This is a genomic window from Natrinema amylolyticum, assembly GCF_020515625.1.
GTDB lineage: Archaea > Halobacteriota > Halobacteria > Halobacteriales > Natrialbaceae > Natrinema > Natrinema amylolyticum.
This window is the reverse complement of sequence record NZ_JAIWPJ010000002.1, coordinates 851,353-863,200: the sequence shown is the minus strand read 5'-3', so window position 1 is coordinate 863,200 and position 11,848 is coordinate 851,353. Positions and strand designations below refer to the sequence as shown.

The following is an 11,848-nucleotide window of genomic DNA, read 5'->3' as shown; positions in this document are numbered from 1 at the left end:
AAAGGAACCCGAACGGAACCACGTGCCAGGAAATGCCGTCAGTCGGTCGATCCCGGCGTATTGATCCGCATCGACCGGAGGTGACGGTCGATGCGTGACCGGTTCCATCGGGCCGACCGCGGCGTTTCGATCACGGTCACACACGCATTGACCATCGCTATCACGACGGTGCTCATCGCGATGCTATTGATGGCCGGCGGCACGCTCCTCGAGAACGAGAAGGAAAACAGTGCGCGAACGTCGCTCGAGACGGTTGGCGAGCGCCTGAGCGACGAAATTTCGAACACCGACCGAGCCGCGGCTGGGACCAACGATAAAGTGACCGCCACTGCCGATCATCCGCGAACGGTTGCAGGATCGTCGTACAGGGTCGAATTGCTCCCTGCGAGCGATTGTCAGGACAACGTATTTCTCGATGGGTCGACCGATTGTCTAAAGTTGACGGCGACCGACACCGATCCGGTCGTCTACGTGCCCGTCAAAATCGACGCGGAGATCAGCGATGACTCGAATGCGGTAGCAGGTGGCACGATCGAAATTCGCCATCGCCCTGCGAACGGCGATCCGACTACCGGTGAAATATCGATCCACGGAGGTAACTAATGAGGAGAAATCGAACGTCAGAGACGAGCGCTGGACGTGGCAGAAACGATCGTGCGGTGTCGGATGTCCTCGCGTTCACTCTCGTGTTCGCGACGATAATCGGTTCAGTCATGCTGCTGTCCATGACCGGCTTTCAGGCGATGGCCGATTACAGTGACAACGAGCAGCTACGGAACTCCGAACGAGCGATGGAGGCACTCACCGAGAACTTCAACGACATTATGCGGCATGACGGAATCGATAAGCGACGCGGTGAGCTGTCGCTTCAGGAGGGAACGTTCTCGACCGGTTCCGACGGGACGGAACTCACGATCGAGATCGATTCCAATAGCGCCGATGCCAGTCCCACGACTCTCGGCGAACTCACGTACACGACCGGCTCCGATACCATCGCGTACGAGGGCGGAGGCATCGTCCGCTCGGCCGAAAACGGCGGCAGCGTCGTTCTCAAACGCCCGCAACTGACGTGTGACCCAACAAACGAAACGGCCATGATTACGCTCACCTCGATCGAGACGGACAGCAGGTCGATACAGAGTAGCGGGACGCTCGAAGTGACGATGAACGAATTGAACCGCGAAACACAGATCGAGAGCGATGTAAATGAAGTCACTATAACCGCGGACACGGACTACGACAACGCATGGAACACGACACTCGATCGATCCGGGTGGGAGACGGAGTCCTATCCGGACGCGACTTGTACGTCCGACGCGGGTAATCAATTACGTGTTGTCATAACGGTCGTCGAAGCCGATATCGAGTACTGACATAGCTACGATTTCCCCGAGAGACTGTCAGCGGTCGTCGTCGGAACGCTATTCCCAGTCACCTACCAGCATCGCTCGCAATCCCGCTCGAGCGGCGAGCGCTTCGACTCGAGTCGCCTGCTCGTCGAGCTCACCTTCCGTCGCGAGATAGAGACCGTTCGAGAGCTGTGTCGATTCGGCCATCGGCGAGCCGTCGGCGTGGGTGGGGGCGGCGTTCAGCACCGTGCCGTCGGCGTCGTCGGGACTCCAAGGGACTTCGACGCCGGAGAGGCCTCGGTCGAACAGGTACTCGGCGGTCTCGACGAGCGCGCCCGCCGCCGTCGAGTGGCCGATCGCGCCGATCGAACCGCGCTCGTTAAAGAATCGGACGACGTATTCGCCGCCGTCGGAACCCCCTTCGGAGCCGGGATCGGCGTCAGCGGTCGGTCGGTCCGATCCGTCGTCAGGGGCGGACTCCGGTCGGCCGTCCGATTCGGTCGCCGCCGCATCGTCTGTTCCGGTTTCGCCGGCAGCGTCCGAGTTCGAGTCCGGTGCACTCTCGCTTCCAACCCGAGTCGCGTTCGGTTCCGGGTCGGTGGCATCGGTCCCGCCTGATCCGGGCATCGACCCGGATCGGGAGCCGAGCTCGCGGTCGACATCAGTCTCCGCGTCACCGGTGACCGTCGATTCACTGAATCGAATCGAGACGTCCGTTCCGGCATCCGCCGGGTCCGGCCTGCCCTCGGCGAACGCGACGACGAGCCGGTCGAGGAATCGATCGGCCGCGGATTCGAACTCGTCGGCGTAGGCGTCGCCCTGAACGGCGGCCGTCGTCAGTCGGTCGGCGATCGAGTCGACGAGCTGCGGCCGCTCGAGGGCGAGTCGCCGGGCGACGTGGTCCCGAGAGTGGTGCTCGAGGCGGCGGGCGAGGGTCCGCTCAGCGTAGTTTTCCAGTGCCGACTCGGAATCTACGAGTTCGGAGAGCCTGAGCGCGTGATAGTCGACGTCCGACGTGCCCGCGAGCAGGAGGTATTCGCGGCCGTTCGTGTAGATTGCGCGGTCGACGCCCGTCCAGGCCATCGCTCCCCGAAGCGCGTTGGCGCGTGACTCCTCGAGTGACGCGTCGTAGCTCTCGACGGCGACGAACAGCGCCGGCACCGAATCGATCGTCGGCACGTACTCGACCCGGGTACCGTCGACGATCCGATCCGTCACGTACGAGTCGGTACGGCAGTTCCAGCCGAGCATCTCGAGGAAGGGTTCGACGAGCCACGTACGGGTTTCCTGACGGGAGGTCGGCGGCGAGGAGTCGATCAGCGCCCCAATGCGGGCGACGAACGATCGGAGGTCGAGCGGAGGCATTCGTCGGGAGTATTCGGCGAACCATCATGTAACAACTGGTTGCTTTCCGAGCCGTGAACCGCATCGAACAGCGCTCGATCGGTGGGTCTCGGCTATCGTCGTCGACTACGCCCCGTCCGACCTACGATTCGGAGTTCGAGTTGGCGCGGCGGTCGATCGTCCCGCCGTTCGTGCCGCGCACTTCTCGCTGATAGATCCGCAAGCGAGCCTCGCGGACGGCGAAGGCCGACTTGAGCGTCGGCGGAATCGTCTCGGCCTTACCGATGACGAGGTAGCCGTCCGTCCGAAGCGACCGGGCGATCGTCTCGAGCATTGGCCGTTTATAGGCATTGTCGATGTATATGAAGAGATTTCGGCAGGTAACGAGATCGAATCCCGACTTCGGATCGTCGTTGATCAGATCGTGGCGCTGGAAGCGAACGTTTCGCTTGACCGCATCGTTGATGCGGTAGGTTCGGTCGTCGACGTCGACGTACCGTCGATAGTCGTCGAGAAAGGAGAGCTGATCGTCGAGGTCGACGGTTCGAGACTCCTCGTAGACGCCTTCCCGGGCCGTCTCGAGCGCCGGGGCGCTGATGTCGGTCCCGAGGATATAGACGTTGGACTCGTCGATCCGTGGATCGTCGTGTGCGAGCATCGCGAGCGAGTACGGCTCTCGACCGTCGGCACACGCGGCACTCCAGACGCGAACGGTCGTGTCTTTCGCGGACAGCGTCCGGAGGACGGTCCGAATCCCCGACCAGACATCGGGATTCCGAAAGAAACCCGTGACGTTGATGCTCATCGCCTCGAGCAGCGCTTCCTGCTCGTCGGAATCGCGCCGTAGTTGCTCGAAGTAGGTCTCGTAGGTCTCGTTTCTCGTGCGCCGCATCCGCGAGGAGATGCGTCGGTCGAGGTAGCTGTCGTTGTAGTGACTCGTTGCAAACGACAGTTCGTCTTCGACGAACGCGAGGAGATCGGCGAACACCTCGTCGTCCCGGTCATCGTCGGGATCAGTACCGGCGTCGCCAGCCCCGTCGCCGATCACAACTCCGTCACTCCGTTATCGCCGTCGGACGTCTTCACGACGAGCGTGCCCGTTCCCGGGGTGAACTCGACGGTCCGCCCGTACTCGCCGCCGACGTCTTCGGCCTCGAGGGGAACGCCGAGTTTCTCGAGTTCCGTCTTCGCGGCGGCGATATTTCGCTGTCCGACGCCGTCGCCGAAACTCTCGAACTCGAACATGTCGCTGCCGCCGGCGATTTTCGCTTCGACGGCGGTGTAGTTGGCCCCCTGCTCGACCATACGACGGAGGAGCGCCCGGATCGCCGTATCGGCGTACTTGCCGGGTTTGCGGTCGCTGTTGTCCGCGGCGTCGCCGTCGGGCAACATGACGTGTGCCAGCCCGCCGATCTGGGAGTTCGGATCGTACAGTGCGATGGCCAGACACGACCCCAGCCCGTAGGATTTGAGCGTATCGTCGCCGTCGCTGACGACGAGTTCGGAGATGCCGACCTGGACCGGCGTCGGTGCGCCCGGTTCGGTACCGTATGTTTTCATGCGTTATCGACTTCCTGGAACTCCGCCGTCGTCTTGGCGTCTTCGATCCGATCGACGTCTAAGTTGTTCAGCGCCCGCTCGAGATCCGACTCGTCGGGGATCGCGTACACTTCGCAGTCGAACTCCCGGCCGTCGGCCATGACGACCGTGTCGAAGACGAACGCGAAGTCCTGATTCTCGCCGAGTTGGATGATGACCGGGTCGACGGCCGCAGCGCCGATGTCGTGGATGAACTCCGGCGTCGAGTGGTCGATCGTCGTATCGAGGACGTTCGCCCAGCCGTCGAGAAACCCGCTGGCCATGATATTCCCGAGTTCTTTGATCGCGCTGGTTCCCATCTCGCCGAACCCGTCCTCGTCGACCTCCATGGGAACCATCGCGTCGACGATCTCGTGGGCCGACTCCTCGTCGAACAGGAAGAGCAGATAGCCACTCGGCATGCCGTCGAACTCGAAGGCGACCCCGACGAGTTTCTCCTCGGCCACCTGTTCCGGGATCGCCTCGAGCGAGACGAAGTTCAGCCGGCGGATGTCGACGCTCGTGTCGATGCCGGTCAGCGTGGTCGCCGTCTTGGCGATCTCTTCGGCACCGCGCTCGGCCATCCGGTCGAAGCCGTCGAGCTTGTCGTACTCGATACCCTCGCTGGTGCGCAGTCGCTCCAAGAGCTTCGACATCGACTCGCGTTTCGGGAAGAGGTAGTGACTGAAACCGACCTCGGTGCCGACGGTCTCGATCTGGCTCTGGAAGAGCAAGGCGAGGTCGTCGTCGGCCGGAGCCTCGTCGATATCGCCGAAAAAGGGCTCGGCGGTCTGGCCCTCGACGAACTCCGGTGTCGAGACGTCGATGACGGTCTCCAAGACGTCGGCCCAGCCGTCGATGAAGCCGCTGTTCATGATGTGGCCGACCTCGGTGGCCGCGCTCTCGGTCATCTCGTCGAAGCCGTCGAGCTCGCCGACGTCGGCATCGACGTCCGCGTCGGGGCCGGCCTCGGCGAGCAGGGTTTCGACGATTCGGAGCGCGTTCTCGCGCTCGAAGACGACGACCGAGTATCCCTCGATCCCGCCGGTCAGCTTGACGCGAACGCCGACCTTCTCGGTCGAGTCCTCGAAGTCGCGCCGAATTTCCTGGCCGCGCATGAAGTTGAGCTTCGTCACGCCGACCTTCGTCTCGACGCCCAGCATGTGTGTGAGTCGACCCGCCGCCAGTCCGGCTCCCTCTCGAGCCATCCGGTAGAACGTGCCGAGTGCGTTGACGTCGAGTTTCATGCGGATTGGACTTCGATGCCGTTGACCATTTCCACGAACTCTTCGAGGTCGGGGAACGCGTAAATCTCTGCTTCGATCTGGTAGCTGGGAACCGACAGATCGGAGTCGAAGAACAGGGCCAGATCGTCACCACCGAGACTGGCCGTCCGGGTGACGATATCCCCCGTCGGCGCGTAGACGAGTTGTGGCGCAGCGATGTCGATCGCACGCCCGAGCACGTCCGCCCAGCCGTCGATGAAGCCACTGGCCATCATGTTGCCCATCTCCTCGACGGCGCTGCGGGCCATCTTTCCGGAGACGTCGCCCATATCGTCGACGACGTCGCGGAGCATGATCGCCGTGATCTTCTTCGCGCTCGCCTCGGGAAAGAGGATGAGGATGTGCCCATGCGGGGGATCCAGTAGTCGGACGCGGACGCCGACCCGCTTCCCGCCGTCGAGTTGTGACTCGATGTCGTCGACGTCGATGAAGTTGGTCTTCGTCACCTCCATCTGGGCGTCCTCGCCGGTCAGTTTACTCATGTTGTCGGCGACGCCGTTCGTCCCGACCTTCGCCATCTCGTTTATGAAGCTCAGCTTTCGTATATCGACCATCATCGTCATGGATTCCTCCGTAGGTGTGGGTGTTCGCGTTCGTTCATAGTGTCGTCACATCCAGAATGTTGACTACTTCCCCTCGCCCCCGCACCGTTGCACCGCTGAGCCCCGGGATACCGCTCATAACGCCCTCAAAGGGCTTGACGACGACTTCCTGTTGGCCCTGCACGTGATCGCAGTGCAGCGCTACCTCGCGAACCTCGTCGCGAATGCGGACGACCATCCCGTCGCCGTTCGCACCGGGGACCGGCGTCTCGAGGACGTCGGTCAGTCGGATAACTGGATAGTCGCCGTCGTCGTCGCGGAGTACGGATTCACCGGCGGTCGTCTCGACCGCGGCCGCGGGTTCGATGTCCCGAACGGCCTTGGTCGGGATACCGAACTCCTCGCCGCCGCTCTCGACGAACAGGATTTCGTCGATCGCGACCGTTACCGGGAGCGTCATCGTGACGGTCGTCCCTTCGCCCTCGTCGCTGTCGATCGAGACCGTTCCCTCTAAATCCTCGATCGTCCGTTTGACGACGTCCATGCCGACGCCGCGGCCACTCACGTCCGTCACCTCCTCGGCCGTCGAGAGGCCGGGATGGAAGATGAGGTCGTAGGCCTCCTCGTCGGAGAGGTCGGCGGCCTCGTCCGCGTCGAGAACGCCGGCTTCGACGGCCTCGTCGCGAAGTCGATCGGGATCGAGTCCGCTTCCGTCGTCTTCGACCGTGATCGTCACGCGGTCGCGCGAGCGGTCGGCGTGGACCTCGACGGCCCCTTCGCGCGATTTACCGACCTCTTCGCGCCGTTCCGGCAGTTCGATCCCGTGGTCGACGGCGTTGCGAACCAGATGAATGAGCGGATCGCCGATTCGATCGAGGATACTTCGATCCAGTTCGACGTTCTCGCCGCTCATCTCGAAAGCGACCTCCTTGTTCTGATCGCGGGCGATGTCGCGGACGACCCGCGGCAGGCGGTTCGTCACCGTCTGGAGCGGCACCAGTCGGATATCCATCACCGTCTCCTGCAGGTCAGTCGTCAGATCCGACAGCGCGTCGAGTTCCTTGTCGAGGGCCGTGCCGCCGTCGTCCGTATCGGCCGCGTGGCGGAGGCGGACGCGACTCGTCACCAGCCCTTCGACGAGCGTGAGCAGGGAGTCGACCTGCTCGACGTCGACGCGAACGGACTGGATCTCGTCGGTTTCGTCGTCGGCGTCCGGTCGGTCACCCGTCTCCGGGAGCGAGATATCCGGAATCTCCATCTTGGGTTCGTCGACGATCCGCACGACGTCGTCATCAGTGTCCGAATCGCTCCCATCGTCGCCGAACGACGCAGCGCCCGGGAGACTCGAGTCCGAATCGGTGTCGGCGTCCGACGCCGACGACTCGAAGCCGGCGTCACCGGTATCGAAGCCGGTGGATCCGGCGACCGCCTCGTCGTCGGACTGGTCGTCCAGTTGCTCGTCGAACTCGCCCTCGAAGTCGTCGTCCGACTCCGTCGTCTCCGCGGTCTCGGCGGCGTCGGCCGAGAAGTCCGCGAACGAATCGTCGGCGTCCGTCGCGAAGCTGTCGTCATCGAAAGGATCCGACTCGTCGTCGGCCGTCTCGAAGTCGTCGTCGAAGGCCGCCGTCGGTTCGAAGCCGTCCCCGGCGGTGTCGCCGAACGAGTCGGCCGGTGCCCTGTCGTCTGCCGCACCCTCCGCAGCGTCGTCCGTCTCTTCAGCAACAGTAGTCTCGTCAGCCTCCTCGGCCGTCGCATCGTCGGTCTCGAGATCGGTCGCGTCGAGGGACTCGGTGGTCTCGTCGGCCGCGAGCGCAGTTGCATCATCGAACGGATCGGCCTCGTCCGCGTCGGCGAACGACTCCGTATCAGCAGTGTCGGCCGCGACCGCGTCGCCGTCATCGGCGGTCGAAGCGCTATCGACTGGCTCCGGTTCGTCGGCGGGGACCGCGTCGGCCGGGCCCTCCGCGACAACTGTGTCATCTCCGTCCTCGGCAGCGACGTCTCCGGCGATGTCGTCAGCACTACCTTCGGCGACTACGTCCTCGGCAGCGACGTCTTCAGCAGCGACATCTTCGACGGCGACCCCCGAGTCGGAACGCTCGTCGATAGCGTCCGTCTCGTCGGGAACGTCCGTCTCGGTGGTCGTCTCGTCGATCGGGTCCTCATCATCGACCGTCTCCTCGATAATCTCTTCGTCAACGGCCGCCTCCGCAGCGACATCGTCGTCAGTGGCCGTCTCATCAGCATCCGCTTCGCCAGCGACCACTTCAGCACTCTCCGCATCGGCTACCACCGACTCGGCGGCCGCGTCTTCGCCGACCGTCTCGTCCTCGAGGCCGGTCGCGTCGACCGCGTCGGCCGCCCCGTCGCTCGGTGCGTCGAGTTCCGACTCGGCCGATATGGAGTCGTCCGTCGATTCGGTCGCGGCTGGCGTTTCGACGGGCTCGTCGTCCGGGGCCGACTCGTCGACATCCGTCGCTGCCGCGATATCGTCGTCACCGAACTCGAGGTCGTCGACGGTATCATCGAGATCGTCTTCGGTCGACGAGAACGCGTCGTCACCGCCGACGGCAGCGCTCGACTCGTCCGCGACGACGGATCGGTCCTCGGCGGTGTCGTCCGGACTCGAAGCGTCATCCGACTCCGAATCGACCAGGATATCGTCGACCGCGTCGTCGGGACTCGAACCATCGTCCGGACTTGGACCGTCATCCGGCTCCGAATCGACCAGAATGTCGTCGACCGTGTCGTCCGCAACCGACGTATCGTTCGGCTCCGAATCGACCAGAAGGTCGTCGACCGCGTCCGCCGACGGTTCCTCGTCGTCGAGGAACGAATCGTCATCGGCGTCGTCGCCGAGGAGTTCGTCCATATCGACTTCCTCTTCGTCGTCGAACTCGTCGAACTCGAGTTCCTCGAGTTCGTCCTGTAACTCGTCGAAGCCGACCATCTCGACCTCGTCTTTGAGTTCGTTGAAGACCGCGCCGGCATCATCGACTTCGTCGTCGTCGGATTCTGACCCCGACGCGGCGTCAGCTCCGGTCGCGTCGTCGGCCGCCGGCTCCGCCGTCTCCGCGGTCTCGGCGGTCGGGCCGTCGTCCGCATCGATGGCATCGGCCGGCGGTTCGCCAGGCTCGGCGTCGAGTTCGGCGACGTCCTCTTCGTCGAGCAGGTCGTCGAACGACCCCGCTTCGCCCATGTCCTCGAACGCGTCGAGTTCCTCGTCCTCGACGTCGTCGACCATCTCGTCCAAGTTGTCGAACTCGTTGAACTCGTCGAGGAGGTCGTCGACCTCGAGGTCTTGGGCTTCGTCGGACGAGATATCGTCGCCCGGTTCGGCGTCGGACGCCTGCTCCGACGCGCCCGCGGCCGCGTTCGTCCCCTCGAATCGATCGGAGACGTCGACGATTTCGAACTCGTCGACCTCCTCGACCGGTTCGAGCCCGGAGGCGATAGCGGCCTCGCCGACCGCGGTCCCGAAGATTGCGTCGAAGCTCCCGCCGTAGTCCCCGGTCCCGATCGTTTCGCGGGGTGGATCGGTTCCGATCAGATCGAACGCGTCGATCAGTGCGTCGACGACCAGTTCCCCGTTGTTAACGCCGTCTTCCGCTGCGATCGCGAGGCGGGCGAGATAGACGTCGTGGCCCTCGTCGGCCGGCGGCTCGAATCGGGAGCAGACGTCGTCGATCTTCGCGGCTGTGGGTGGTTCGATACCCGCCGCGCCGTCCGCATCGGTCAGATGACTCCGAAGCGCTTCGATCGTCGCCGACGGATCGGTCCGGATCTCGCCGGTCTCGGCGACCTCGTCGATCATCGTCTCGAGTTCGTCGACGGCGTCGAAGACGACGTCCATCAGTGACGCGGTCACCTCGAGGTCGTCGCGACGGACGGCGTCGAGCAGGTCCTCGAGCGCGTGGGCGAGATCGCTCGCCGACTCCAAGCCCATCGCCCCGCAGTTCCCCTTGAGGGTGTGTGCGATCCGGAAGATGTTCTCCATCGCCTCCTCGTCGTCGGGCTCGCGCTCGAGGGTGAGCAAGGCGTTGTTCAGTTCCGTAATTCGTTCTTCGCTCTCCTGAACGAAGTCTGTCAGATAATCACTCATCGTTCTCACCGTCCGTGGTAAAGGCGTCGACGATCGCATCGGCGATGCCCTCGGCGGGCGCGATCGTATCGACACGGCCCGTCTCGATTGCCTGACAGGGGATGCCAAAGACCGGACTCGTCGCCTCGTCCTGTGCGATGGTCCGACCGCCCGCGGCCTTGATCGCCTCGATTCCGGCCGCACCGTCACGACCCATTCCGGTCAGGACGACACCACAGAGCGCGTCGGAGACCCGTTCGGCGGCGCTCTCCATCGTCACGTCGATTGCTGGTCGCACGCCGTGGACCCGTTCGCCGTCGTCGAGTCGCAGACGGAGCGCGTTGTTGACGTTGCTCGCTACCTCGAGATGCTGGTTACCCGGTGCGACCGCGGCCTCACCGGGCCGGATCCGGTCCCCATCTGTCGCCTCGCTGATGTCGTACGCGCTTCGTGCATCGAGTCGATCGGCGAACCGCTCGGTGAACCCGGGCGGCATGTGCTGGACGACAAGCACTTTCGCCTCGAGGTCGCCTGGGAGTCGTTCGAACAGCCGTTCGACGATCTTCGGTCCGCCGGTCGACGCGCCGAGGACGATCGTCGGCGCGTCGGCCCGGTCGCCGTCGACGGCGATCGGGGCCGCGTCCTCGTCGACGTCACCGGTGGAGCCGATTTCGGGGGCTGTGTCCGGCCCAGTCGTCCCCCGATCGGGATTCAGACGGCTCTCGGTGCCGCCACCGGCGACGGCGTTGCCGGTGGTGGTTCCCCGTCCCGCACTGTCGGTACGTCTCTCGCGGGTCGCGTAGGCCGTCGCGGAGGCCCGCGCGAGCGCCACTGACGAGATGTCGGCCTCGGCGAGGTCGTCGACCGCTTCGACGACTTCGTCAGTGAGATGGGCGATGTTTCGCGAATCGGAGCCGTCGGGCTTGTGTAGGAAGTCCGCGGCTCCCCGTTCCAAGGCGTCGAGCGTCGCCTCCGTGCCGCGTTCGGTGTGAACGCTGAGCATGAGAATGGGAGTCGGATTCGTCGTCATGATCCGCTCGACGGCGTCGATACCGCCCATCTCGGGCATTTCGACGTCCATCGTCACGACGTCCGGATCGAACTCGGCGACCGTCTCGACGGCCTCGGTGCCGTTCGCGGCCGTTTCGATATCGTAGCCGGCCGACTCGAGCGCGTTGCCGATGACTGTCCGCATAAACTTCGAGTCGTCGACAACGAGTACTCGCGTCATGCAGCGACGACGTCTGAAAGGGCCTTTCTGACGCTGGGTTCTTCGAACGGTTTCGTGACGTAGCCGTCCGCGCCAGCTTTCACGGCGAGTTTCATTTTCTCACGCTGTCCGACGCTCGTACACATGATGACGCGGGCGTCCGGGTCGATTTTCTTGATCGCCGCAGTCGCCTTGATGCCGTTGCATTTGGGCATCACGATATCCATCATGACGATGTCGGGGTCGTGTTCTTTGTACAGTTTGACGGCCTCAGCGCCGTTGGACGCCTCTCCGAGGATGCGGTAATCTTGTTCCAAGATCTGTCGCAATAGATTCCGCATAAAATGAGAGTCGTCCACGATGAGCACCCCTGTCGACATTCAGTAGTACACCAAATTCCCGTAGAGATACAACTACCATAAATGCTGTCTCTCGATTATCAGTCGTGATAAGCGCCG

At 63.7% G+C, this 11,848-nt stretch carries 10 protein-coding genes; 2 read left to right on the top strand and 8 right to left on the bottom strand.

Translation table 11 applies throughout. The features are described from left to right. Positions 1-90: 90 nt before the first annotated feature. Both LDH66_RS14510 and LDH66_RS14505 read left to right on the top strand, forming a co-directional pair. Positions 91-603 carry a DUF7266 family protein gene (locus LDH66_RS14510; protein WP_226481783.1) on the top strand — a complete coding sequence of 171 codons (513 nt, stop codon included), beginning with the start codon at positions 91-93 and terminating at the stop codon, positions 601-603. After that, positions 603-1,373: a DUF7289 family protein gene (locus LDH66_RS14505; RefSeq protein ID WP_425492946.1), complete on the top strand. Its 771-nt coding sequence runs from the start codon at positions 603-605 to the stop codon at positions 1,371-1,373. The genes LDH66_RS14510 and LDH66_RS14505 overlap by 1 nt, the downstream gene beginning before the upstream one ends. A 48-nt stretch (positions 1,374-1,421) precedes the next feature. On the opposite strand, the gene LDH66_RS14500 is transcribed toward LDH66_RS14505, so the two are convergent. The 8 genes from LDH66_RS14500 to cheY all read right to left on the bottom strand — a co-directional run bounded on the left by LDH66_RS14500 (position 1,422) and on the right by cheY (position 11,770). Further along, a complete protein-coding gene (locus LDH66_RS14500; RefSeq protein WP_226481781.1) occupies positions 1,422-2,714 on the bottom strand; it encodes a hypothetical protein in 1,293 nt (430 codons plus the stop codon). 121 nt (positions 2,715-2,835) lie between these two features. Beyond that, positions 2,836-3,741 (bottom strand): CheR family methyltransferase, encoded by a 906-nt coding sequence (locus LDH66_RS14495; protein WP_319004358.1) that lies wholly within the window; start codon positions 3,739-3,741, stop codon positions 2,836-2,838. Further along, a complete protein-coding gene (locus LDH66_RS14490; protein ID WP_226481780.1) occupies positions 3,738-4,253 on the bottom strand; it encodes a chemotaxis protein CheD in 516 nt (171 codons plus the stop codon). The genes LDH66_RS14495 and LDH66_RS14490 overlap by 4 nt, the downstream gene beginning before the upstream one ends. Then, entirely contained in the window at positions 4,250-5,518 is a 1,269-nt protein-coding gene (locus LDH66_RS14485; protein WP_226481779.1) for a chemotaxis protein CheC, read from the bottom strand. The genes LDH66_RS14490 and LDH66_RS14485 overlap by 4 nt, the downstream gene beginning before the upstream one ends. Further along, positions 5,515-6,120, bottom strand: a complete 606-nt coding sequence (locus tag LDH66_RS14480) for a chemotaxis protein CheC (RefSeq protein WP_226481778.1) — start codon at positions 6,118-6,120, stop codon at positions 5,515-5,517. The genes LDH66_RS14485 and LDH66_RS14480 overlap by 4 nt, the downstream gene beginning before the upstream one ends. Before the next feature lie 34 nt (positions 6,121-6,154). Further along, positions 6,155-10,201, bottom strand: a complete 4,047-nt coding sequence (locus LDH66_RS14475; RefSeq protein ID WP_226481777.1) for an Hpt domain-containing protein — start codon at positions 10,199-10,201, stop codon at positions 6,155-6,157. Further along, entirely contained in the window at positions 10,194-11,411 is a 1,218-nt protein-coding gene (gene cheB, locus LDH66_RS14470; protein ID WP_226481776.1) for a chemotaxis-specific protein-glutamate methyltransferase CheB, read from the bottom strand. The genes LDH66_RS14475 and cheB overlap by 8 nt, the downstream gene beginning before the upstream one ends. Next, the gene (gene cheY / locus LDH66_RS14465) at positions 11,408-11,770 is read right to left on the bottom strand and encodes a chemotaxis protein CheY (protein WP_006181855.1); all 363 of its coding nucleotides are present in this window, start codon (positions 11,768-11,770) and stop codon (positions 11,408-11,410) included. Before cheY ends, cheB begins: the two co-directional genes overlap by 4 nt. Positions 11,771-11,848: the final 78 nt, after the last annotated feature.